Below are 24,422 nucleotides of genomic sequence, written 5' to 3'. Positions count from 1 at the left end.
ACAGGTTATTTAAAATTGATCGATGCCCGGCGGAGACGATCCATGATGGCCACGCCAAGTCCGGTCTCGCTGACGGGTTCCGCCATGATCGCGTCGAGTCCCGCCTCGTCAAGAAGTCGCATGACAAAAAACAGCCGGATCGCCGCTTCCGCCAGCTTGCCGCTGCCCGGGCTGAGCGACTCGATGGTTTCCCAGTCATGCATGGTAACGTAAGGGCTGTCGTCGTCGCCGGTGTAGCTGAGCAGGCCGTATTTCTTGCCTTCCTCAGGAACGAAATCCTCCGGTTTTTCCAATAGAATCAACGGTGTCAGCGGAGCATAGTGGCTTTCTAACTGACCTGGAGCCTGTGGTGCGTCGCATTTGATTTCCCTGACCTTTTCCACCCTGCCGAAATCCTGAAGCTGCTCCTTGGTGATCGGTCCGGCGCGATGAAGTCGGAAAATCGGCTTCTTTCCTTTACGCGGTTCGATGGAAATGATGGTGCTCTCCACGCCCTCGCTGCACGCGCCGGCATCGACGATCAACGGGATCCGGCCGCCGAGTTCTTTCATCACGGCGGACGCGGAAGTCGGCGATATCCTGCCGAAACGGTTCGCGCTCGGTGCGGCGATCGGACGACCGAGTTCCTTGCCGATCGCCCGGAAAACCGGATGCGCGCTTTGTCTAACTGCGACCGTCGGAAGTCCGCTTGTCACAAGATCCGGCACATCGGGATGCTTCGGCAAGATGATGGTTAGCGGCCCCGGCCAGAATGCGGCGGTCAGCTTGTTCACCGTCTCCGCGATGTCATCCGGCACGATGGCCACGTTTTTCAAATCCCCGCGCGACGCGATGTGGACGATGAGCGGATCGAATGACGGCCGCTCCTTCGCCGCGAAAACCTTCGCAACCGCCTCGGGATTCAGCGCATCCGCCCCGAGCCCGTAAACAGTTTCGGTAGGCAGGGCGACGATCTCGCCAGCACGCAACAAGGCACAGGCCTCGCTCACGGCATTTTTCATTTCGTCATCGGCAACTTGGACAATTCGGGTCTCGGACACGGCCCGGTTTTGGCAGAGCTGATTGCGTCTGGCGAATCCCTATTTTACCGAAAAAAGGGGAGGATTTTACGCTCTGGACGCCAGCCAGGCCTTCCATCCACCGAATGAAGTGATTTCCTCAGCACCATCCGTGGCTCTCGGCTCCGCGATGAAACCGGGAACTTCCCCGCCGCTTTCGAGCAAAACCTTGCCGATTCCGAGCGGTCCGGGGATTTTTGAAACGAGATCGCCGAATGCCGCGGGTTCCAATTCCCAGACTTCCACTTCGATTGCCGCGCCGTTGGAATCGTCCCGCATCAAGGCCGGACGCGGGGGAATCGCACCAATCGCTGGCATCGCATACATCCGGTAAACCGGTGCCGTCCGCGTTTTTTCCCGTAGAACAGCTCCGCGATCCGCGAGTTGCCAATGCAGCGCCAGGCCTTCGAGGTGCGCGCCGCAGACGAGCAACGGAATCTTCCGCGATGGAAGTGGGGCGATGGTTTCGCCACAGAATTTTCCGGCGAACTCCAGCAACACTGCATCCCAGCCGGCCGGGGCCGCGAGAGTGACGCCCCATGGAGCGCGTCCGTCCCTTGCGCGCCCGGCGGGCATGGCGACGGCGGACAGGTCCAGCAGGTTCATGAAATTCGTGTATCGCCCGAGAGTCGCGTTCGTGACAAATGGGTCTGCTAGATTCTCCTCGACGGTGTAGAGGCGCGGTGTCGTGGGTAATAAAAGCACGTCGATTTTTTCCCAAACGCCTTCCGCTTGCCGGGCGAACTCGCGCAGTTTGTATTGCGCTTGGAAGGTCGCGGCCGCGTCCCAGCCTTTCGAGTCTTCGAGGATTTTCTTTGTTACCGGGAAAATCGCTTCGAGGTGTTTCTCGACGAAATCACCGACCGCCGCCCAGCGTTCCGCAACCCACGGTCCTTCGTAGAGCAACTTGGCGGCTTCGGTGAAGGGTGTTAGGTCGATCTCCACCGCCGTGCCGCCGAGCGACTTCATCCGCTCCACCGCTCCGGCATAAAGCCCCGGCGTGTCAGAATCTCCGGCAAAATCGAGGGCTTTCGGAACACCGAAACGGAAACTGCCGCCGATGAAACCCGCGGGCTTCACCTTGCTGGAAAAAACATCCGCCGCATCGTAAACCGAAACGACTCCGGAAACTAACAGCGCATCCGCCGCGCTGTTCGCGAAAACGGAAATGCAGTCCAGCGATTTGCACGCCGGGACCAGACCGCGATTGCTCAAAAGACCGCGTGTCGGTTTCCAGCCAATCAATTCCTGGAATGCCGCCGGAACCCTGCCCGAGCCCGCGGTGTCGGTTCCTAACGAAAAGGCACACAGCCCCGCCGCGACGGAAGACGCGCTGCCGGAGCTGGAGCCGCCGGGAAGGAATTCCGCGTCGATCGCATTTCTAGCAACTCCGTAGGGTGATCGTGTGCCGACGAGGCCGGTTGCGAACTGATCGAGGTTCGCCTTCGCGATCGGAATCGCCCCCGCAGCCCGCAGCAGCCTGACGACCTCCGCGTCTTCGGTTGGAACATAAGCATATTCCGGGCAGCCTGAAGTCGTTGGCCAACCACCGACATCAATGTTGTCCTTCACTACGAACGGGATTCCCCACAGCGGAAGATCCTTCGGCATCGCTTCAACTTCCGCCGCCATGGTTAGAAGAACCGATTTTTCCGGCAGGTGGATGAAAATCGCGGGATCGTTCCAGTCGATGATTTTTTGGTAAAGTTCGTCGATCAGCTTTGACGGAGTGAGTCCATCGGCGTAGCGGGATTTGATGTCTTGGATTTTCATAGGGGCGCTCCGGTTCTTGGCTTCGTCAGCATCATGATTGGGGCTTCACGATGACCAATGCCTGCCCGGCCCTCACGCTTGCGCCTTCGGCGACGAGGACTTCGATAATCTCGATGTCTTCCTCGGCTTCCAGCGGGACTTCCATTTTCATCGCTTCCAGGATCAACGCGTTGGCTCCGGAAGCGATCCTCATGCCAGCCGTGACCTCGATTTTCCAAACGCTGCCGGTGACCGGGCTGTCCATCGTCGTGCAGCCGTCGGGGATCACCACCGTGTCTTCCTCGACTACGGCTTCCGTCGGCGAATCCATCGACAATCCGGCTTCTTCCCAGCGTTTCCGCTCTGCCTCGAAGGCCGCTCGCTGCTTGGTCTGGAACGCGTCGATTTCCCCGGAGTTTTCCGCAAGAAATGCCTCGTAGTCGGAAAACCGGAATACCTTCTCCTCGATGTCCAGCTTGTGTCGGCCGCGCGGGACTTCCTCGCGCAGACGCAACAATTCCTCGGCGCTCACCGGATAGAAACGGAGTTGGTCGAAGAACCGAAGCAACCACGGCTTTTCGAAATCTTCCGTTTTCCGCCAGCGGTTCCAGACCGGGATTGTCCGGCCGGTGAACTGATAGCCGCCCGGGCCTTCCATTCCATAAATGCAGAGATACGCGCCGCCGATGCCGACGGCGTTCTCCGGCGTCCAGGTCCGAGCCGGGTTGTATTTCGTCGTGACCATCCGGTGACGCGGATCGAGCGGCGTCGCCACGGGCGCGCCGAGATAGACATCGCCGAGGCCCATGACGAGATAGGACGCGCTAAAGAAAATCTGATAGACTTCGTCGATGGATGAGAGGCCGTTGATGCGGCGGATGAATTCCAAATTGCTCGGGCACCACGGCGCGTCGGGCCGCACGCTTTGCATGTAGCGGCGGATGGCTTCGAGCGTGCTCGGGTCTTCCCAACTTAGCGGCAGGTGGACGATCCGCGTGGGAACTTCGATTTGCTCCAGCGGCGGCAAGGTGGTGATGCCTTCCTTGATTTTTTCCCACAGATCGCAGCGCCCGATCACGCTCGGATCGAAGTGGACCTGTAGCGAGCGGATGCCGGGTGTCAGGTCGATGATGCCCGCGATGCCTTGTTCCTTGAGCCACTCATGAACGACATGGACCTTGAACCGGAGTTTCAAATCCAGATGGTGAGGTCCGAACTCGATGAGGAAATAGCGATCACCCGCGCGTCTCACCACCACCGAGCCGTCGCCTTCGCCGAACGAGTCGATGAAGCAGGAGCCGCGTCCGGTTTCCTGTGGATCGGAGAGTGCCGGAAGTTCTCCTGCTAGAAATTGTGAGACTTCGATCTGGCGATCGCGCGCCCACGCCTCGTCCACGGGAACGAACTGGATGCGGTCGCCGGGCCGAAGTTGGCCGAGCTTCCACAGCTCCGCGTCCACGACGACAACCGGGCAGACGAATCCGCCGAGGCTTGGGCCGTCGGGGCCGAGGATGACCGGCATGTCGCCGGTGAAATCCACCGCGCCGATGGCGTAGGCGTTGTCGTGCAGGTTGGATGGATGCAGCCCCGCCTCGCCACCGTCGGTGCGCGCCCATTTCGGTTTGGGACCGATGAGCCGGACGCCGGTTCTAGCAGAGTTGTAGTGGACTTCCCATTGGGTGGCGAAGAAGGTGTCAATGTCTTCATCAAGGAAGAAATCGGGAGAACCGTGCGGGCCGTAGAGGACTGCGATTTTCCATTCGTTGGATAGGGGGAAGGGACGTCTCGTCCCTTTTTGCGGGGACGAGACGTCCCCGCCCCTTATGCCTAGCACATCCCCGGGCAGCAGCGCCCTTCCGAACGGTCCGCCGAATTTCCCTAACGTAAACGTCGAGCAACTCCCGAGATACTCCGGCGAATCGATCCCGCCCGCCACAGCGAAATAAGCACGTGCTCCGGCACCTTCGAACCTGCCGATTTTCAAAACGTCACCGGCTTGAATGGCGATCGCTTCATTCATGGCGACCGGCTCGCCGTTTTTCATCATCAACGCGGAAGCTCCCGCCACCGCGATGGTCGTCGCGGAGTTGAAACGAAGCGTCGGTCCGGTCATCGTGATTTCCAATCCGGCGGTTCCTTCCGCATTTCCGACGAGGCGGTTCGCGAGACGGAGTGACAACGAATCGAAGGGGCCGCACGGTGGTACGCCGACTTCCCAATAGCCGACACGGCCCGGCCAATCCTGCACCGTAGTCATCGTTCCGGCGGAGACGACGTCGATGGTGTTAGGCTTGTAGATGAACTCCGCCATGTCGCGCATGGCGACCCCGCCTTTGAGGTAAGGTGCCCAGCGGGTGATGTCCCGCAGGTAACGGAGGTTGGTCTCGATGCCGGAGATTTTCGTTTCCTCCAGTGCTTTTTCAATTTTCGCGACCGCGGCTTCGCGGTTCTCCGCGTGCACCATCACTTTGGCTAACAGTGGATCGTAAAACGGACTGACTTCGGTGCCCGGTTCGATCCAACCGTCGCAGCGCGTCCACTCCGGGAAACTCGCTTCGGTGAGCAGTCCGCAGCTCGGGCGGAAATTGTGGTTCGGATCCTCAGCGTAAACCCGCGCCTGGATCGCGCAGCCTTGCGGCGTTGGGGAGGTGGCGGGCATTTCCCAATCTTTGTCCAGGGCGAGGCGCACCATCCACTCGACGATGTCGAGGCCGGTGACCATTTCCGTGATGCCGTGCTCGACTTGCAGGCGGGTGTTCACTTCGAGGAAGAAGAAATCGTCGCGGTCGGCGTCGTAGATGAACTCGACGGTTCCTGCGGAGCGGTAGTTCACGCTTTCTCCCAGTTTCACCGCGGCGGTGTGCAGGGCGGTGCGGGTTTCATCGGATAGACCGGGCGCGGGCGTTTCCTCGAAGACCTTCTGGTTGCGGCGCTGCACCGAGCAATCGCGTTCGCCGAGGGCTAACACTTTTCCTTTGCCATCGCCGAAAATCTGCACCTCGACGTGGCGGCCACGCTGGATGAAGCGCTCGATGAACACGCTGCCCGATCCGAAGCTCCGTTCGCTCAAGCGGACGACGCTTTCGTATTCGCGCTGCAATTCCGCTTCATCGCGGCAGACTTTCATCCCGATGCCGCCACCACCGGCGGTGCTTTTCAACATGACCGGATAGCCGATTTCCTTCGCGGCGATGATCGCCGCATCGACATTTTCCAACAGACCGGTTCCGGGAACCAGCGGCACTCCCGCTTCTCCGGCGAGGCGGCGGGCTTCGTGTTTCAGGCCGAAGGCGATGATTTGCTCGGGGGTTGGCCCCATCCATTTGACTCCGGCGTCCTCGCACATGCGGGCGAAGTCCGTGTTTTCGCTGAGCAGTCCGTAGCCGGAGAAGACGGCGTTCGCGCCCGAGCTTTTGGCGATTTCCAGCAGCTTGTCCTTGAGAAGATAGCTTTCGGAAACAGGGCCGGGTCCGAGACGATGGGCTTCGTCAGCGAGATCGACGTGGGGCGCGCCGGAGTCGGGATCCGAGTAAACGGCGATGCTGCCGTAGCCGAGCTTCTTGAAAGTGCGGATGGCGCGGGCGGCGATTTCGCCCCGGTTGGCGATGAGGATTTTCATGGAATTGGAGCGCGAAATTTATTTCGCGCGGATAGGGGATGAATGAATTCGCGCGGAATAAATTCCGCGCTCCGGTTAGAAAATCAGCACCTCCACCGGAGTCGGATTCCAACCGTTGCAGGGATTGTTGAGTTGGGGGCAGTTTGAAATGAGGCAAACCACGTCCATTTCCGCGATCATTTCGACGTATCGTCCCGGCGCCGAAATCCCGTCGGCGAAGCTGAGCTGTCCGTCGGGAGTGACGGGGACGTTCATGAAGAAGTTGATATTGGGCCCGAGGTCGCGCTTGGTTAGCTCGATGTTCCACTCCTGCGCACCGCGGATGAAGCTGTCGCGGCAGGCGTGCATGCACTCCTTGTCGTGGGCGTAGCGCATGGTGTTCGACTCGCGGGAACAGGCACCGCCGAGCGTGTCATGGCGACCGCAGGTGTCGGCGGTGATGGTGAGCAGCGCGTTGCCTTCCGTGCTCATGAGCTTGGTGCCTGTAGTCAGGTAGAGCGCGGCTTGCTCCTGGATGGTGCGGTCCGCGCTGTAGCGTTCGGTGGGATCGGCGGCGCTGAAGAAGAGGGTGTCGGCAGCCTGGTTTCCCTCGAGGTCGAGGATGCGCAGGGTCTGGCCCTTCTTGATTTCATGGACCCACCAGTCGCCGGCTGGAATGACTTCTCGGAACACGGCGGTCTCGGGTTGGAGTGTGCTTTCAGTCATCAGAAGCGGAGGGTGTGATAGTTTTCGTTGTTCTCCCACGCGCGGAGGTTTTCCGGGCGGATGGTGAGCGAGGGATCATCGTTGGCCGGCGGATCTCCGGCGAAGACTTCCAGTTTCACGTGGCGATGCTGATAGGTGGTTTCCGGATCAAGCGGGTGCTCGCAGGTGTTGAGCACAACGAGCGTGTCGATCTCGAACCGCAGTTCGATGGAATCGCCGGGTTTGGAATTTCCAGGGACGAAGGAAAGGTGACCGTCGTCATCGGAGACGACCTTGCTGAACCAGTTGAGGTTGGGAATGAGGTCCTTTTTCCCGAGTCCCCATTTCGCGAGTTCGATGAGGAAGCAGTCGCGGCCGTTGCGGTTCCAGTCGTTGCGGGATTTCTGATAGTTATTCTCGCCGTATTTCGCGAGAACGCGCGCGGCGTCGGAGTGGCCGCAGACGGTGTCATGCCAGCCGACGGAATCGGCGGTGATGGATGCGAGCAGGCGGCCCATGTCCGAGTGCAGACAGTAGGGGGCACGGAGGTAGAAAATGTGCTGGCCCTTCAACGTGTCCGGCATGTTGTATCGCTCGGTGCGTTCGAGGGCGTTGTAGAGCATCATGCCGACGTTCGCGCCGCCATCGACATCGGTGAGGCGCAGGCGTTTGCCGCGTGAAATGACGGCGGACCACATGCCGGCGCCGTGGAGGGTTCTGGAGAAAAGGGGAGTCATGATTTGCTAAAGATCAATTTCAGGAAGCTGCTTTCTCATCCTCCGCTTCGGTTTGAATCTGAGGGAGAAGCGTGCGGGTGAGATTGAGCCGTCCGGCCATGACGCCTTTGACGGCTAACAGGCGGTTGGCGATCTGGCGGAGCCGTTTGGACGGACCTTGGACGAGGATGACTTCCATGGTGCAGGTGTTTTGCAAAAGAACGTGCAGCGAGCTGATCACCTCGCGGATGTGCTCGTGTTGGATGTCAGAGATCTGTTGTTTGATGCCCGGCCTCTTGTGATCGTAAAAGAGAGTGATGGTGCCGGCCATGAGCGTGTTGCCCTTGAGGCTGTAGTAGTCGGCGATGTGCTGGGTGAGCACCTCGGCGATCGCTTGCGAGCGGTTCACGAAACCGCGCTCGGTCATCAGTTCCTCGAACTGGCGGTGCAGGGCATCCGGGATCGAGATGGTCACCCGATGCGCGGTGGGTTCTGACTTGGTGCGGGCGTCTTCCATGCACTTGGTTTAGCAGTCGGACGCCCGGAAGTATAAGCTTTTCTCGGGATTCGTATGATAAAATTGATATGATCGTCATACTCAAAATTCTACTCCACGCTGTCGTCCACATCGGTCATCCGGCCGATCGGCAGTTTGTCGAATGACGGTTTCGCGTGCGAATCTTCGGGGTGAATGATGGTTTCGAGGTGGGCCTTGGTGGTGAGAAATTCGGGACACCGGAGCTGCTCGTGATCGCGTGGGCGCGGAACCGGCACCTCGACGATTTCGCGAATGCGGCCCGGCCGGGGATCGAGCACGAGGATGCGGTCTGATAGAAAAATCGCCTCATCGAGATCGTGGGTGATGAAGAAGATTGTGATATCGACGTTTTTCCAAATCTGGAGCAGGTAGGCCTGCATCTGCTGGCGCGTCTGTGGATCGAGTGCGCCGAAGGGTTCGTCCATCAGCAGGATGCGCGGCTCGTTGGCAAGGGCGCGGGCGATGGCCGCGCGTTGTTTCATGCCGCCGCTGAGTTGATGGGGATAGGACTCCTCGAATTTGTCGAGGCCGACGAGGGCTAGCCACTGCCGGGCTTCGGCTTCGTTGGTGAAATCGTCCTTACCCGCCATTCGCGGACCATACATGACGTTTTGTTTGACCGTGAGCCATGGGAACAAGGTGTAGCTTTGGAAGACCATGCCGCGGTCGCGTCCGGGACCGACGACCGGCTTGCCATCGACGAGGACTTGTCCGGCGCTGGGAGTTTCCAGACCTGCTAGGATCCGGATGAGGGTGGATTTCCCACAACCGGACTGGCCGAGCACGCACATGAACTCGCGGCGGTGAACCGTGAGGTTGATGTCCTGTAGGGCGACGACCTCGCCCGCTTTTGATTGGAAGCGTTTGTAGAGACCGGAAATTTCCAACAGTTTCGGGCGTGCCTTGAGCTTGTCGAAACGTGCCTTCACCTCAGGCGCTTGGTCTGTGTAAGAGAGGCTCGCAATCATGGAGAAGCGGGGGCGGAGGCGGCTGCGGGTGGTTTCGAAGGCCCGAGGATCCTGCTTCTGGCCGAGAAAAACCGGCCGAGGAACCCCTGCTTCGGTTGGTCAACCCACGGGAAGAAGTAGCGGGCCAGGTAGGCGAGGATCTGGTCCATGAAAAATCCGGACAGGCCGATGAGGAGAATGGCCGGATAGACGATGTCGAACTGGAAGCGGCGGCCGTGGGTGTCGATGATTTCGGCGAGGCCGCTTTTGAAACCGAGGAGTTCGGCGATGACCAGCCAGGTCCAGGCGGTGCCGAAAAGCAGGCGGAGGTCCTTGTAGAGATTTGGCAAAATACCGGGAAGGACGACGGAGGTGATGAGCTGTCTCTGGTTCGCGCCGAGGGTCTGCGCGGCTTCTAGCAGCGATCCGTCGAGACCGCGGGTGGTTTTGGCGATGGTGAGGACCGCGCAAGGCAGCGTGCCGAGGAAAACAAGCATGATCTTTGGTCCCAGATCGAGACCGAAAATCGCCATGAGGACCACGCCGAACGCCGGAGCCGGCATGTAGCTGAAAAAGTTGACGAAGGGTTCGACGAGTTTCGAAACCAGATCGAAAGTGCCCGCGAGAACGCCGATGGGGATCGCGACGATGATGGCTAGCAGAAATCCAAGGACGATCGTGCGCCAGGATTCGCCGTAGCGCTGGAGGAGGGTTTTGCGTTCCGCTCCCGCATCGCCGTCGTCGGCTTTGCCGGCGGTAATGCCTTTCCACAACGAGATGGCGACGACATCCGGAGGAATCAGATAGACGGGCCGGGCGACCTCCTCGATGGACTCGGGCAGCAACTTGAGCAGCGCTTCCTTCGGGTAGTCGGAGCCCGCCTTGGTCAGCATCTCGGCGTTCTGGCGGATGATCGTCAGGTTTTCCTTTGAGAGCGGCTGGGATTTGGCTTTGAGCTCGCCGGACGCGAGTTGCATCCATGTTTTGCGGATCGCCTCGTCATCGATTTCCTGCGCGCGGGTAAGCCAGCCGTTGGCCACCGCAGCGGGATGGATCTGGCGGAGGATTTTCTTGTTCTGCCTGGCGGAACCGGCGACCGGTTGGCCGCTTTCGCGCGCGGTGCCGATTTCTTTGTTATCCTGTTCGACGGCGGTGGTGAACTCCTTCCATGTGGATGGAGTCAGACGGTCACCGACAGAATAAACGCTCTGCACGCGCGGGCTTTCCGCCGAGAGCGTGATCTGCCGGGCCACTTTCCACCACGGGCCGTAGGAGGCGATGCACCAGATGATCAGGGGAAGCAAAAACGAAAGCGCCATCGTCAGCGAAGCGCGCGAGTGATCCAGTTCCTTCCGCACCATGAGCCATCGACCAGCGGCTGGGGATTTCATGGCGGGAGGGAATTGGAATCAGCAGAAACTTATTTGCCGAGAGCTTCCTTGGTCAGCGTGGGATCGAAGTAGGAACCGATGTCCGCCGGCTTTTCGTAAACTTTGAACTTCACGTTGAAGTCATCGACGATCTTGGAAGATCCATAGATCGAACCGAGGCCGTCGCCTTTTTCCCAAACCTTGAGCGTCTCGGCGGGAGTGAGAATCTTGGTGCCTGCGAACAGCGGCTCGTATTCCGCGGGTTTCACGCCAACCCGTTCGGCGAGGATGGCAAGGGCGTCATCCATGTTGTCTTCCTTGGCCAAATATTCCGAAATGCGGAACCAGACTTTAACGACCTTGAGCCATTCCGCACGGTGGGCTTTCACGCTGTCGCGATCACAGAAAAGTCCGTCGTAAATGAGACCGGGAGCATCTTTGGACGAGAAGACGGTTTTCGAACCGGGAACCAGCTTGAGTGCCTGGCCGGAATTCGGCTGCCAAGCGGCGATGGAGTCCACCTGACCGGACGAGAAAACCTGCGGAGTGCTGTTAGTCGGCGTGTTTTTGATGGTGATGTCGCTTTCGGCCATGCCGTTGAGTTCGAGGCCTTTCAACAGCAGGAGATGCTCCACGAAACCTTCCTCCAGCGCGATTGTCTTGCCCTTGAGGTCTTTAAGCGTTTTATAATCCCCCTTGGCGACGATCATGTCGTTGCCATTCGAGTAATCGTTCAGAAGCACGCAGACGGACGGTTTCCCCGTGGCTCCGGTGACGAGTGCGTCGCCGTTGGTCACACACACCGCGTCGAGCTTGCCGGCAGCGTAGGCTTCCATGGATTTCACGTAGTCCATCCAGACAAATTCCACATCCACGCCGGCTTCTTTGAACCAACCTTTTTTGATGCCGATCTCCCACGCGACCCACCCGGGCCAGTCGGAATAGCCGATTTTGAGCGGTTCCGCCGCCTTGCAGACGAGGGATGATAAGACCATCAATGAAGCGAGCAGGAAGGACGTGTGTTTTTTCATAGCGGTGGATGCGGCCATTTTGGGAAATCAGTTCCCCGATTTGCAAATTGAGCACTCGCCGTGCCAATGGATTTCATAGTTATCTGGCGCTCATACGATTGTGGTGCAGGCGTCATATGCTTGGCTCCAGGCCGCGGATTTTCCGGTCATGCACCAGAGGCTCGGCTGCCAACTCGTGGACGTGGATCACGTCACGTCGTGCAGCAGCCCGCGGAAAATCGATCGCCGTGATTTTCTCTGACGACAGCGGGGGCAATTCGATCGGGGAATTTGTCCAGAACCGTGGAACCGTTGCGTCCTGGCGAGGGCCTCCATCGATTTCAGCAACCGAGGCGTCGTCGGCAGGCAGACGAGCACCGGGAAGTTGAACGTCAATGGGGCGTGATCCGTAAAGTCGGAAACGGGGGTTCGATGTCGGTTCTCCTAAAATCTTTCCCGACGTTTACGGTCGTCTAACGGAATGACGGCTGGGGGACCTTTGGAACCAGCTTGCCCCCATTTACGAATGAAATCGGGGTCAACACCGGAGTTTTGGATGTGGACGGGAACATCAGCAGTTGGATCTTCCTTGTGGCGAATGTTGCGGGCCTTTCTGGCATAATTACCATCAAAGGCAATCTGGAGACGGATCGCTCTTTTGGTTGCGCGGGAGACCGCCAATTTGCCAAAATGGCTTGCGGTCCGCTTTTACGGTTTATCCCTCCGCCGCCTTCACTCTAGGATGCCCGCATGAACGAGTCGCAAACCCCGCCGAAGAACATTGTTCTCATCGGCTTCATGGGGAGTGGAAAATCCACCGTCGGACGCGAGCTGCACCAGCGGCTCGGCTACCCTCTGGTGGACATGGACCACGTCATCGAGCAACGCGCCGGGAAATCCATCGCCGCGATTTTCGCAGATGAAGGCGAGGATAAATTCCGCGAAATGGAAACCGCGTTGTTGGGAGAGTTGGTCGATCCCGCCGCGCCCCGGCGCATCATCTCGACCGGCGGCGGTGTGGTGGGCCGGGAGGAAAACCGGAATCTGCTCCGGCACCTCGGCTACGTCGTCTGGCTCCAGGCACCGTTGGCCGTCATCCTCGAACGGACCTCGAAAAACCGCGATCGGCCGCTGCTTCATACCGACGATCCCGCAGCGCGGATCGAGGCGCTGCTGGCGGTTAGGAAACCGCTTTACGCCGAAACCGCGCATCTGAAAGTGGACACCAGCGGACTCGACTGCGGCGAACTCGCGACCGGCATTCTGGAAAGCGCGCGTTACTTTTTCACCGGCCATTTGTGAACGCGACCGTGGAGCAGATCAAAGCATGGGCGGCGGAACTCGGATTCGACGACTGCCGCATCGCGCGGGCCAAGGAAGCCAGTCATGCGGGGCTTTTCCGTGACTGGATCGCCGAAGGGAAACATGGCGAGATGGCTTGGCTCGAGCGCACTCCCGACCGCCGTTGCGATCCGCGCGAGGTTCTGCCGGATTGCAAATCCATCGTTTGCCTCGCCCTCAACTACTACCCGGGCCGCAGCCCGTTTCCCGAGGGACATGACGGTGGCTACCGCATCGCCCGATATGCCTGGAATGACGACTACCACGATCTAATCGAAAAGCGCCTCCGCGAGTTCGATGTGAAACTGCAGACGCTCGGCGGCATCCAACGGTTCTACGTGGATACCGGTCCTGTCCTCGAACGCGACTTTGCCAGCGATGCCGGGCTCGGTTGGAACGGCAAGTCCACCGTGCAAATCCACCGCCATCTGGGCGCGTGGTTTTTCCTCGCGGAACTGCTGACCACGCTCGATCTAACGCCCGACGCGCCCTTCGGCGACCATTGTGGGAAATGCACCGCCTGCATCACCGCCTGCCCCACGCAAGCCATCACGGCCCCGCGACGGGTGGATGCACGGCGCTGTATTTCCTATCTAACGATCGAACACAAGGGACCTATTCCCGAGGAATTCCGCATCGCCATGGGAGACCGGATCTACGGCTGCGACGATTGCCTCGACGCCTGTCCGTGGAACCGCTTTGCCGCGGAATCCCGGGAAATGGCCTTCCACGCCCGGACCTCGGTTTTTGAAAAACGCCTGCGCGATTTCCTCGATCTCGACGACGAAGGCTTTCGCGCCTTGTTCGCGAAATCGCCGATCAAGCGCATCAAACGCCCGCGGTTCCTGAGAAACGTTTGCGTGGCGCTGGGTAATACCGGAAGGCCCGACGACCTTCCGGCATTGGAGCGAGCCGCCGCCGATCCCGACCCGCTGATCGCCGAACACGCCGCATGGGCGGTCCGGCGGATTCATGAGCGGATGGGAAGTTAGAGATCGGTGATCGGCTTGTAGTGGGGCACCAGGGTGCGCATGACGATCCAGGCGACGAGATAGGCGACCGCGCAAAAGGAAAAGATGATGAAATAGCCGGCTTCTTCTCCTTTGAAGCCAAGGACCGTCATATCCACTTTCTTCGCGTAGTCGAATAGGACGCCGGAAGACTTGTTGATGGCGAAGGCTCCGATCCCGCCCGCCATGCCGCCGATGCCTGTAATGGTTGCGATGGCCTTTCTCGGGAACATGTCGCCAACGGTGGAGAACAGGTTGGCGGACCATGCCTGGTGGGCCGCGCCGGCGATGCCGATGATGATGACCGGCCACCAGTAGCTGTAGGTTCCCAACGGCTGGGCCAGCAGCGCGAGCAGGGGAAAGAAGGCGAAGATCAACATCGCCTTCATCCGGCCGGCGTATGGATTCATGCCTTTCTTACCGACGAAATACGATGGCAGCCAACCGCCGATGATGGAAAGCAGCGTGATTGCGTAAAGAGTGAAGAGCGCCCATTTGCCCGCGGGATCCGACGACTTGATATGATAGACGGCGCTGAGGTAAGCGGGCGTCCAGAACAGGAAAAACCACCAGACACCATCGGTGAGCAGCTTGCCGAGCGCGAATGCCCATGTCTGGCGATAGCGCAGGCACGCGAGGAACGAGGTCTTGGCGCGGGCTTCACCGGCTTTCAGGACCGGATCATGATCCATATCCTGCCGGATATAGGTTAGCTCTGCGGCATTCACCCGCGGGTGGACTTCCGGTTTGTCATACATCAACACCCAGAATCCCATCCACACGAATCCGAGCGCGCCGATCACGACGAACGCCGCTTCCCAGCCCCAATATAGCGCCAGCGGCGGGATGATCAGCGGAGCCGCCAGCGCGCCCACCGTGGCTCCGGCGTTCCACAGGCTGGTCGAAAAGGCGCGGTCCTTTTTCGGATAGAACTCGGCCGTGGTTTTGATCGCGGCGGGGAAGTTGCCGGCTTCACCGATGGCCAGCACCAGGCGCGCGAAAATGAAAAGGGTAACGCTCACCGAGGAAATCTTGGCGATATTGTCCACATGGCTCACGGCTTCCCGCGCCCCTTCGAAGCCAACCAACCAATGACCTGTTAGAATTCCCGAGGTGGCGATGCCGCAGAGGGCATGCACGCAAGCGCCGATGGACCAGATGAAGATCGCCCAGAGAAATCCCTTTTTCGTGTCCATCCAGTCGACGAAACGGCCGGCGATCAGCATGCCGAACGCGTAGAAGATCGAGAACAGTGACGTGATGGTGCCGTAGTCCGAGTTGGTCCAATGAAACTCCGGCACGATGAAGTCCTTCCACGTCAGCGACAGCACTTGGCGGTCGAGGTAGTTGATGGTCGTGGCGAAAAACAGCAGGGCGCAAATTGACCAGCGGTAGCGGGTGGCCGGGACGGATGTGGCGGTCATTCAGATTGAAGGGTTTGGATGGCGGGAAAAAATGTTTTCCCAATCCGCTGTCGAGGTTGTGCGGGTGAAATACTGCTGACAAGAAACAAAATATCACTCATTTGCGCCAGTCACCCGTTTGGGCATTTCCGCATTTCTATCCCTGGAGCGCCCGCAATGCCCCGCGCACCAGAGCTTCCGTGGGTGCCGCCGGATCCGCATCCAGCACTTTTCTAACTGCCTTGCGTGCGTCCACCTGCTTGTAGCCCAGCGCGATCAACGCCAGCTCCGCATCCGCCGCCCCGGCACTCACCTGGCCTGCCGCCGCATCCTGCCAGGTTTCCGTCACGCCGACCTTGTCTTTCAGCTCCAGCACGATCCGCTCCGCCGTCTTTTTCCCGACACCCTTGAGTCTCGAAAGCCCCGCCACATCGCCCGCGACCACGCATTTCTTGAATTGGTTCACATCCATCCCGCTCAACACCGAGACCGCCATCGTCGGCCCCACGCCGCTCACACGGTCGATGAGCAGCAGGAAAACATCCCGTTCCTCCTCGCTCGCGAATCCAAACAATTTCTGCCCGAGCTGGCTGAAATGCAGGTGCGTCCGCAGGTCGACGTCCAGCCCCTCCGCTGCGTGCAACCGGTCGAAGGTCGAAAGCGGGATGAAAACCTCGTAGCCCACTCCATGCACATCCACCACCAGCCGGTTTGGATACGCCTCGATCACCTTGCCCCGCAGTCTTGCTATCATGTGGTGAGCTTGGACGTGCCGTCCGACGCGTCAATGCCGATCCATTTGGAAATTGACTCCGTAACTTGGTTAGGGAGCATGAGGACATGAGAATCAACACGTGGCTCGTCATCGGTTTCACCGTGCTGACGCAGCCGGCTTTCGCTAACGGCGGCGGCTACTTCCGCGGCGGGGTGGAGAATATGGGCGATGTCGCGGGTTTCGAGCCAAAGGAGACGGAAAAAATCCGCATTCTGGATGAAAAACTCACGGTCGAACTGGGGGCGGCCGCGGCGGATGTCGAGGTGCGCTATTTGATGCACAATGAGGCCGACAAAAAGGTAACGGTCCGGTTCGGGTTTCCGGTGGAGGAATCGTTTGATCGCGAGTTGATGACCGAGATAGGTAAGGACGGTTCGAAGAAGACCAATACTCTGAAATACTGCCAGGACTACACGATCGCTTCAGCGGGGAAGGGCATTGCGGCGAAATGGCAGGAAGAAAAGAAGCCCTCCGATGACAAGCGTTTCGCCGGGATCGCTGGCTGGTTGGTTTCCGAGATCACATTTGCCGCCGGAGAGGAGAAGCCGGTGCAGATCCGCTTCCGGAGCGGCTATCCACTCGAAGAATGGAGCGTGAGCGAGGATGTTTCGGCTGGTCCGGCGGTTTTTAAATACCGTCTTTCGACGGCGGCTGTTTGGGCTGGGACCATCGGCACCGGCAAAATCATGCTCAAGCCGAACGGAATTTCCGCCGAGGACCTCAAAGTCTTCAAACCGGTGAACCGTTTCAAGAAATCCGGCGAAAACTGGGTGTGGGAATTCGAGAACCTCGAACCCACGATGGCAGATGATTTGGAAATCGAAGCCCGGCCCAAGGTTGAGAGCACTCCCGTAAAGTTTAACGGACCCGACCACTCGCGATATGTGCAGCGAGGCGATCGTTGGTCGATGTCTCACGTGAACTATCAGGTGACCGCCAGCACCACGCTTTCTCCTGCGAACGGGCTTTCCTATGACGCTGCGAATGTGAAAGATCCGGGTGAACGGCAAACTTGGAGCGAGGGAGCGACAGGACCGGGGATCGGCGAGTGGCTCGAACTAACTCCCGCGGTGGCAAAGCCGCTCGACGCCATTGAAATGAATCCGGGGTATTTCAAGAGCGAGGAATTGTTCCAAGCCAATGCCCGTCCTAAGAAAGTGCTTGTCGAGCTGAATGGCGAATATTCTTTCACCGCTTCCGTTTCGGATGCCCGCACCGCCTGTTTCATCGCTGTCCGGGATTATGCCAAGCCGGTGAAGAAAATCCGGCTGACCTTCCAGGAGGTTTGGCCGGGCAAGCATTTTGAAGATCTTTGCGTCAGCGGAATCCGCCTGCATGTCCGGCTCGACAAAAAACCGAAGCTTGAACCGGTTCGTTAGATCGTTGCTGGCGGCTGTCGTCCTGTCGGTTCCCGTCCATGCCGGGCAGGAGCTGCCGGTGTTCATCGCGGACAACCACGCCGAGACGGCCGGCTGGATCACGCGGAATTTCGATCTCGATGAACCGCATGTCCTCGTTCTGGTAGATGCCCATTCGGATGCGTCGCCGGCGGAGCGGTCCGAGGAAATCCGCGAGGAGATGCGACGGGTGCCATCGGAAAGAGAACGCGAGATCCGCGTGGAAAATTGGCGGAAGAACGGCCGTGTCCAAGTTTTCAACTGGATCGAGTCGCTGATGCCGCGGCCGTTGGACCGCGTGCTGTGGCTGGCTGCTCCGGTGCTCGCAAACAAGGAACGTGAGGTGAAAAATCTGGAAGCCACGGATTCACTGGACGGCAGGTTGGAAGTCGAGCCGCGCTCGGCGGGATCGTTTGCGGGACGCTGGGACACTTGCGATTTGAATGGTTTCCGCGAATGGCAGCCGGGAGCGCGGAAAATCATCCTCGCCATCGATCTCGATTTCTTCGCGGGGATGAAGCCTAAAGACCGCACCGCGAATTTTGAAGCGATCTGGGAACGCGCCATGGATTGGCCCGGACTGGCAGGAGTGGCTTTCGCCGTGTCGCGCCCGTGGCTAACAGACGATGCCGAAGCCGATGCGCTGGTCGCGCTCGCCATCGATGCCGTGCGTCATACCCGTGGCGCGAGAATGGAGATGGACGCGTCGCTCGACGACCGGCCTGACGCCTCTTTGAAGGCGGCTGAGTTGAAAAAACAAATTCCGCGTTGGGAACTTGCCAAGGCTTCGCCGGGAACGCGGATGAAACTGTGCGAACTCGGCGAAACCCTAACGATCAAGGACCGGAACGGCGTATGGCTGCCTTCTCTCTGGCAGGAGGAATTCGGCACGTCCGGGATTGTCCCGGTGAGCGGTGAGATTGACAGCGATGGCGTGTGGCGATTTCCGCTCGGCAAGGAACCCGTGTTGCGGGCGGAGGCCACGCAGGACGCGACCGGCAGGACCCGCTGGTTTCTGTTGGAGCCTGCGCGGGAGGCATATGACCTGCTGCCGGAGACCGGGCTTGGAAAAAGCTTTTCGAAATCCCCGGCCCGCTGGATTTACGAGAAACGCCGCAGTTTGGGAGAAACCACGGATTTCCAACTCGATCCCGCGACCTGGCGGCGCGCGACCGGCGGGCGGTTTCTCATCGAGGCGGAAATCGAAACTCCGCGCGGCTGGCTTCCCGCGGCCTGCATCGAGCTTCGCATCCGCACGGCGGAGGGCTTCCGTGGTTCGGTCTCCGAATGCGGCGGAATGCCTTATGTTTTCGGCATCGCCGGGGTGACGGCGGGCGATCTGTCCGGCGTGGAAACCGGCTGGGGCAGCGATTGCGCGAATCTCTTCATCCATTCCTGGCGGCGGAACGGCATCGCTCTAACCTGGGGCGATCCCGGCCGCCTGCGCGCGCAACTCGCAACCCAGGCGGAAAATGTGAGGCTGGCCGATGGAGTGAAAATCACCACCACCGGGATTGAGCGCGGCATCGTCATCGACTTCGGCCAGCACGTCGCCGCGGTCTGGCAGGACCGCGAGCCGCTCGGCGTGTTAGACGGGAATGATCTCGTCGTGCATCACCTCGGCGGGTTTCCCGAAATCATCGAGCTGGCGAAACTCGCGGAGACGCGTCCGGTCTTCTCCCTGCGCGTGCCGCTTTCTCCGCCGACCTGCCGGATCGCGTTCGCCGGCGATGTCGCGTTGGCAGGTGAAGACCGCGAGGTGATCGAAGGTTTTGGCAAGGGAGATGCCGATGCCTTTGTAGCGAATTTGGAAGGCATTCCCTCGATGCAAGGGCCGGACGGAAAGCCCCGCTACGATTTCCGATTTTCACCGGATAGGTTAGGTTGGCTGAAGTCGCAGGGAGTGGATGCCGTTTCCCTGGCAAACAACCACGCCGCCGATGCCGGGGCGGATGGAATTGTCGAAGGAATCAAGGCCTTGGAAAATGCCGGCATGGCCTGTTTTGGAGCTGGCAAAAACGAGGTGGAAGCCTGCCGCCCTTGGCGAATGGAGCGCAAGGGGGTGAAGATGGCCGTGTTTGGCATCTGCTATTTCGAAACGGGTGCCGCCGGACCCAATCACGCCGGAGTCGCGGTGTTGCCGCTTCACCGTGAGATCCTTGAACAGGAAATCCAAATGGCCCGTGCAGCAGGCGAGCGGGTGATCGTCATGGTCCACGGCGGAAACGAATATGACCCGCGGGTGGACGACGATCAACGGCATTGGGCACGCTGGCTGGCTGCACGTGGAGTTGCTCTCGTCGTCGGCGCACATCCTCACGTGATCCAACGGGAGGAAATTCACGGTGGCGCGGTGATTCTCCACTCGCTTGGCAACGCGATCTATCCGCGCGGTTTGAAAGGGGCGGATTCGGGAGTGATCCGGGTGATGGAAATCGGTGGCGCCCCGATCAAAGCCGTGCGGTGACTCTCAACGTTTTCGACATCACCACGCTGCGGTAGTTCGTGTTGCCCCAGCCCACATGCTCGATGAAACGGAATCCTCGTTTTTCATACCAGCGGATCAGATGGTCCGCGCCGTCCGCCGTGTCGAGCGCCAGTTCCCTGGCCCCTCGTGCGGAGGCCTCAGTTTCTAACATCGCAATCAGCCGTCCGCCAAGTCCGAGACACTGGAGATCCGGGCGCACGGCGAACTGGCCGAGCGAAAAGACTCTCGGGTCGCGATACCACGCGCACTCCTCACTGCCCGACGAATTTTGATAGAGGGTGACGGTCGCCACGATTTCGCCATCCAGCTCCGCCACCCACGCCCATCCGCTGCCGAGCCGACGGCGTGTCACCTCGTCATCCTGATGGGTGGCCGTATAACGCAGGCCCATCGCCGCGAGCGGGGCGTAGGCTTCGTGCAGCAACCGCGTGATCGCCGGGATGGAGTCGCTCTCCTGGAAATTGCGGATGATGAGGCGCTCCATCATGATTCATCAAGCTTGGCGGATTCATTTTTTCCGTCAATCCTCCGATCTGCCAATCCATGAAATCCGAAAAGGAAAAAATGTTAGCGGGTGAGCTCTACGATGCCCAGTATCCGCAGCTCATCGGCGAGCGGGCGCGGTGCCGGGATCTTTGCAAACTTCTCAACGACTCGACCGAGAACCAGCAGGACGAGCGCCGCCGGATTTTATCCGAACTCCTCTGCTGTGCGACCGACGCCACGATCCAACCGCCGTTCCATTGCGACTACGGCACGAACATCACCCTCGGCAGCAACGTCTATTTCAATTTCAACTGCATCGTGCTCGACGTGATGCCGGTCGTCATCGGCGACAACACGCTATTGGGTCCCGCCGTGCAAATCTACACCGCCACCCATCCGCTCGATGCGATGGAGCGCCGCGGCGGGCTGGAGTCGGCCAAGCCGATCACCATCGGCAGCGATGTCTGGATCGGCGGCGGCGCGATCATCTGCCCCGGCGTCACCATTGGAGATCGCAGCGTGATCGGCGCAGGCAGTGTGGTGACGAAGTCGATCCCGGCGGATGTGATCGCCGCAGGGAATCCTTGCCGGGTGCTGCGGTCGCTGGCTGAATGAGACTATCCTCGCGAACTTCTCATGATCGATCAGGAACATGACATCAACCGGACTTGGTCTGCCGAGAGCAAGATCGATCTCTATCGGCAGATGATGCGGATTTGCAGGTTCGAGCAAGCGGCGTTGAAGCATTACAATGCGGGGAAAATGGCAGGTTTTTTGGTTCTCAACATCGGGCAGCAATCCGTAGCGACGGGAGTTCGTTCCCTGATGGGGCCGGATGATCACTCTATCAGCGGCTGGCGGGGAATGGGCCATGCGCTTGCCGCCGGAATGGAGATGGGACCGTGCATGGCGGAGTTGTTTGGCAAAACGAACGGCTGCTCGAAGGGCAAGAGCGGGGCGTTTTCATTCTATGCTCCCGCGAAACACCACTGGGGCTGCCATGCGACCGCTGCCGCGCAAACACCACTCGCGGCGGGACTGGCGTTTGCATTGAAGCAGCGGGAGATCAAGGGGGTGGTCTTCTGTTTTCTCGGCGAGGGCTCGGTAAATCAGGGAGTCTATCACGAGTCGCTGAATCTCGCGGGACTATTCGGACTGCCCGTGATTTACATCATCGAGAATAACGGCTACGCGATGGGAACATCCGTGTCACGCTCCTCGGTTTTCAAGGATTGCCTGGCGCGGCGGGCGGAGACTTATGGCATTGATTGGGATTTGATCGGCGATGCCGATCCCTACGAAATGAGGGCGAGAATTCAGCCTGCCATCGATCGGGCGCGTGAACATCAACGGCCGACGGTTTTGGAAATTTCCACTTATCGGTATTTCGGATCTAATGTTGCCGACGCCAATCATAAGAGATACCGGACGCCGGAAGAGATCGAAGAAAAGAAGTCCCGTGATCCGATGATGTTGTGGGGCCTTCGGCTGATAAATGAAGGGCTTCTCGATGAGGCGGGGTTGGAGGAGATTTCCCGGCAGGCGAAAGCAGAAGCCTTGGCCGCCGTCGCATTCGCGGAAAATGGTGCGCCGCCGGTGGTCTCCGACATCTGCAGCGACGTTTATTGGGAAACCGACCATGCCACCGAAAGTTCGAAGATCGGACGGCATTTTTTCAATGATTGAGACAATAACGTCGCGGTGCCTCGGATGCTCCGGCTATGCTCATCAATGAAGCCGCTGTTTGAAGAACTGGATTTCCGACCGACGCCGCTGGGCGACCTGATTTTGCGCCGCCGACGGATGGCGATGTTGGACGATCTGATCGTTTACGAAGTCCTGCTAGGAAACGGCTATCTCATGTCCAGTTTGTTTCATGAAGTGGAAGAGGCGTTGGCGGATCTCGGACTGGCTGCGGTGGAAGGTGAGATGCTGGATGTGGTCGTCGGTGGACTCGGCCTCGGCTACACGGCGGTCGCGGCGTTGAAGGATCCGCGGGTGGCGGAGTTGCTGGTGGTGGACGTGATGGCTCCGGTCATCGAGTGGCATGAGAAGGGGATGGTGCCGCTCGGTGAAACGCTAACCGGCGATCCGCGGTGCCGGTTGATCCTCGGGGATTTCTTCGCGCTCGCCGCTGCCCCGGAAGTGGGATTCGACCCCACCCGGCCGGGGCGGAAATTTCATGCGGTGCTGTTGGACATTGATCATTCGCCACAGAATCTGCTGCACGAACGGAACGCGGCATTTTACAGCGCGGACGGCCTGCGCCGCCTCGCCGCGCAACTGCATCCCGGCGGCGTGTTCGCGCTGTGGTCGGACGATCCGCCGGATGAAGTTTTCCTCAGCCATCTTGCCGAGGTTTTCGAGGCGCCGCAGACGCATGTGGTAAAATTTTTCAATCCGTTGCTGGATAAGGAGTCGGCGAGCACGGTGTATGTGGCGCGGAAACGAGCTGCGGACTGAATTCCGCGGTCCGTGGGGCTGGACGCGGGCGATTTGGCCGCTTACACCTCGCGCATGACCGTTCGCACCCGATTTGCTCCTTCGCCCACCGGCTATCTTCACGTCGGCGGGGCGCGCACTGCTTTGTTCAACTGGCTGTTCGCCCGCAAACACGGTGGGGTTTTCGTGCTGCGGGTGGAGGACACCGACGAGGCGCGGAACACCGAAGCGGCGCGGCAGGCGATTTTCGACGGGATGAACTGGCTCGGGCTGGACTGGGACGAAGGTCCTGAAAAAGGCGGAAACTTCGGCCCCTACTATCAGAGCGAGCGGAAGGAAATCTACGACACCTGGTTCGCGAAACTGGTGGTGGCGGATCGTGTTTACGAGGACGGCGGCGCGTGGCGTTTTCGTTTTGATAGAAAGCCGGTGACGATGAATGACCTCGTCTGCGGCGAGGTGACCATCGACTACTGCGACGAGTCGAACACGCCGGACATGGTGGTGAAGCGCTCGGACGGTTCCTATGTTTTCCACTTCGTCAACGTGGTGGACGATCTGGAAATGGAGATCACCCACGTGATTCGCGGCGAAGATCATTTGATGAACACGCCGAAGCATCTTCAGCTCATCGAAGCCTTCGGTGGCAAGGCTCCGCAATATGCGCACATCCCGCTCATTTTGAATCCGGACGGTTCCAAGATGTCGAAGCGCGATGAAGGGGCGGCAGTGGGAGACTACCCGCGGCAGGGTTTCCTATCGAGCGCAGTCGTGAATTTTGTCGCGTTGTTAGGATGGAATCCGAAGACCGAGCAGGAAATCTTCACCCTCGCGGAACTCGCGGATATTTTCACGTTGGAAAACGTCAATCGCTCGCCCGGACGTTTCGATTTGGAGAAATGCAAGTGGGTGAACCAGCAGCATCTGCTAGCCGTAAGCGTCGAGGATTTTGCGGCAGCGGCGAAACCGTTCGTCGAGGCTGAAGGCCTGCCGATTCCGGAAAACTACGTGTCTGTGATTGCTGCGGTGAAGGACAAAGTGCGCCTGCTTGGCGATGTTCCGGCGGCGGTGGATTTCCTGCTCAAGGACGATTTTTCTTACGATGACGAGACGCTTACGAAAGTCCGTGGAAACGTGGCTGCCGGAGCGCTTGTGTCATCGCTCGCGACTGCGTTCGAAGCGATTTCCGATTGGTCGGCAGATGCTGCGAAAGCATCTTTGAACGATACCGCTGTCGCCGCGGGCGCGAAGCCGGGGCAGCTCATGTTCCCGCTGCGGGTCGCTCTATCAGGCCGGGCGCACGGTCCGGACCTCGGGGATGTTTTGAATTTGCTCGGCAAGGACCGGTGTGTGGGGCGCGTTCGCAAATTCGCCGGGATGCTGTAA

General features: G+C 59.5%; 20 protein-coding genes. 8 read left to right on the top strand and 12 right to left on the bottom strand.

Features of this window, described 5'->3' with window-relative positions; genetic code table 11:
• Positions 1 to 5: 5 nt before the first annotated feature.
• From ABIQ96_RS22665 to ABIQ96_RS22625, 9 genes are all read right to left on the bottom strand, one after another.
• Positions 6 to 1,040, bottom strand: a complete 1,035-nt coding sequence (locus ABIQ96_RS22665) for an L-threonylcarbamoyladenylate synthase (RefSeq protein WP_348216930.1) — start codon at positions 1,038 to 1,040, stop codon at positions 6 to 8.
• Between the two features lie 66 nt (positions 1,041 to 1,106).
• Positions 1,107 to 2,831 (bottom strand): allophanate hydrolase, encoded by a 1,725-nt coding sequence (gene atzF, locus ABIQ96_RS22660; RefSeq protein ID WP_348216929.1) that lies wholly within the window; start codon positions 2,829 to 2,831, stop codon positions 1,107 to 1,109.
• A 31-nt stretch (positions 2,832 to 2,862) separates the two neighbouring features.
• On the bottom strand, positions 2,863 to 6,429 hold the full coding sequence (gene uca / locus ABIQ96_RS22655) for an urea carboxylase (RefSeq protein ID WP_348216928.1): 3,567 nt from the start codon (positions 6,427 to 6,429) through the stop codon (positions 2,863 to 2,865).
• 75 nt (positions 6,430 to 6,504) lie between these two features.
• Complete coding sequence (locus tag ABIQ96_RS22650; RefSeq protein WP_348216927.1) at positions 6,505 to 7,134, bottom strand: urea amidolyase associated protein UAAP2; 630 nt, start codon at positions 7,132 to 7,134, stop codon at positions 6,505 to 6,507.
• Positions 7,134 to 7,850 (bottom strand): urea amidolyase associated protein UAAP1, encoded by a 717-nt coding sequence (locus ABIQ96_RS22645; protein ID WP_348216926.1) that lies wholly within the window; start codon positions 7,848 to 7,850, stop codon positions 7,134 to 7,136. Before ABIQ96_RS22645 ends, ABIQ96_RS22650 begins: the two co-directional genes overlap by 1 nt.
• 19 nt (positions 7,851 to 7,869) lie before the next feature.
• Positions 7,870 to 8,346, bottom strand: coding sequence for a nickel-responsive transcriptional regulator NikR (gene nikR / locus ABIQ96_RS22640; protein WP_348216925.1), 477 nt, complete (start codon positions 8,344 to 8,346; stop codon positions 7,870 to 7,872).
• An 89-nt stretch (positions 8,347 to 8,435) separates the two neighbouring features.
• Positions 8,436 to 9,335, bottom strand: a complete 900-nt coding sequence (locus tag ABIQ96_RS22635) for an ABC transporter ATP-binding protein (protein ID WP_348216924.1) — start codon at positions 9,333 to 9,335, stop codon at positions 8,436 to 8,438.
• The gene (locus ABIQ96_RS22630) at positions 9,332 to 10,705 is read right to left on the bottom strand and encodes an ABC transporter permease (protein WP_348216923.1); all 1,374 of its coding nucleotides are present in this window, start codon (positions 10,703 to 10,705) and stop codon (positions 9,332 to 9,334) included. The genes ABIQ96_RS22635 and ABIQ96_RS22630 overlap by 4 nt, the downstream gene beginning before the upstream one ends.
• Before the next feature lie 29 nt (positions 10,706 to 10,734).
• Positions 10,735 to 11,733 carry an ABC transporter substrate-binding protein gene (locus tag ABIQ96_RS22625; protein WP_348216922.1) on the bottom strand — a complete coding sequence of 333 codons (999 nt, stop codon included), beginning with the start codon at positions 11,731 to 11,733 and terminating at the stop codon, positions 10,735 to 10,737.
• A 711-nt stretch (positions 11,734 to 12,444) separates the two neighbouring features.
• Here ABIQ96_RS22625 and ABIQ96_RS22620 point away from each other — a divergent pair.
• Both ABIQ96_RS22620 and queG read left to right on the top strand, forming a co-directional pair.
• The gene (locus tag ABIQ96_RS22620; RefSeq protein WP_348216921.1) at positions 12,445 to 12,996 is read left to right on the top strand and encodes a shikimate kinase; all 552 of its coding nucleotides are present in this window, start codon (positions 12,445 to 12,447) and stop codon (positions 12,994 to 12,996) included.
• Complete coding sequence (queG, locus tag ABIQ96_RS22615; protein WP_348216920.1) at positions 12,993 to 14,027, top strand: tRNA epoxyqueuosine(34) reductase QueG; 1,035 nt, start codon at positions 12,993 to 12,995, stop codon at positions 14,025 to 14,027. The genes ABIQ96_RS22620 and queG overlap by 4 nt, the downstream gene beginning before the upstream one ends.
• Here queG and ABIQ96_RS22610 read toward each other — a convergent pair.
• Complete coding sequence (locus ABIQ96_RS22610) at positions 14,024 to 15,469, bottom strand: MFS transporter (RefSeq protein ID WP_348216919.1); 1,446 nt, start codon at positions 15,467 to 15,469, stop codon at positions 14,024 to 14,026. The genes queG and ABIQ96_RS22610 overlap by 4 nt on opposite strands.
• A gap of 136 nt (positions 15,470 to 15,605) precedes the next feature.
• Complete coding sequence (ruvA, locus tag ABIQ96_RS22605; protein WP_348216918.1) at positions 15,606 to 16,202, bottom strand: Holliday junction branch migration protein RuvA; 597 nt, start codon at positions 16,200 to 16,202, stop codon at positions 15,606 to 15,608.
• A gap of 86 nt (positions 16,203 to 16,288) precedes the next feature.
• Here ruvA and ABIQ96_RS22600 point away from each other — a divergent pair, with 86 nt between their 5' ends.
• A complete protein-coding gene (locus tag ABIQ96_RS22600; RefSeq protein WP_348216917.1) occupies positions 16,289 to 17,602 on the top strand; it encodes a hypothetical protein in 1,314 nt (437 codons plus the stop codon).
• Positions 17,559 to 20,087 carry a CapA family protein gene (locus ABIQ96_RS22595; protein ID WP_348216916.1) on the top strand — a complete coding sequence of 843 codons (2,529 nt, stop codon included), beginning with the start codon at positions 17,559 to 17,561 and terminating at the stop codon, positions 20,085 to 20,087. Before ABIQ96_RS22600 ends, ABIQ96_RS22595 begins: the two co-directional genes overlap by 44 nt.
• Here ABIQ96_RS22595 and ABIQ96_RS22590 read toward each other — a convergent pair.
• Positions 20,071 to 20,595 carry a GNAT family N-acetyltransferase gene (locus tag ABIQ96_RS22590; protein ID WP_348216915.1) on the bottom strand — a complete coding sequence of 175 codons (525 nt, stop codon included), beginning with the start codon at positions 20,593 to 20,595 and terminating at the stop codon, positions 20,071 to 20,073. The two genes, ABIQ96_RS22595 and ABIQ96_RS22590, sit on opposite strands and share 17 nt — an antisense overlap.
• 56 nt (positions 20,596 to 20,651) lie before the next feature.
• Between ABIQ96_RS22590 and ABIQ96_RS22585 the strand changes: the two genes are divergently transcribed.
• From ABIQ96_RS22585 to ABIQ96_RS22570, 4 genes are read left to right on the top strand one after another with little or no spacing between them, the layout of a single operon-like run.
• Positions 20,652 to 21,209, top strand: a complete 558-nt coding sequence (locus ABIQ96_RS22585; RefSeq protein ID WP_348216914.1) for a sugar O-acetyltransferase — start codon at positions 20,652 to 20,654, stop codon at positions 21,207 to 21,209.
• Positions 21,210 to 21,230: 21 nt separating this feature from the next.
• On the top strand, positions 21,231 to 22,280 hold the full coding sequence (locus ABIQ96_RS22580; RefSeq protein ID WP_348216913.1) for a thiamine pyrophosphate-dependent enzyme: 1,050 nt from the start codon (positions 21,231 to 21,233) through the stop codon (positions 22,278 to 22,280).
• Between the two features lie 45 nt (positions 22,281 to 22,325).
• Positions 22,326 to 23,057, top strand: a complete 732-nt coding sequence (locus tag ABIQ96_RS22575; protein WP_348216912.1) for a spermidine synthase — start codon at positions 22,326 to 22,328, stop codon at positions 23,055 to 23,057.
• A 54-nt stretch (positions 23,058 to 23,111) separates the two neighbouring features.
• Positions 23,112 to 24,422 carry a glutamate--tRNA ligase family protein gene (locus ABIQ96_RS22570; RefSeq protein WP_348216911.1) on the top strand — a complete coding sequence of 437 codons (1,311 nt, stop codon included), beginning with the start codon at positions 23,112 to 23,114 and terminating at the stop codon, positions 24,420 to 24,422.

Origin of the sequence: Luteolibacter sp., from assembly GCF_039920825.1 — a bacterium.
Classification (GTDB): Bacteria; Verrucomicrobiota; Verrucomicrobiia; order Verrucomicrobiales; family Akkermansiaceae; genus Luteolibacter.
This window is presented reverse-complemented; position numbering and strand designations above follow the sequence as displayed.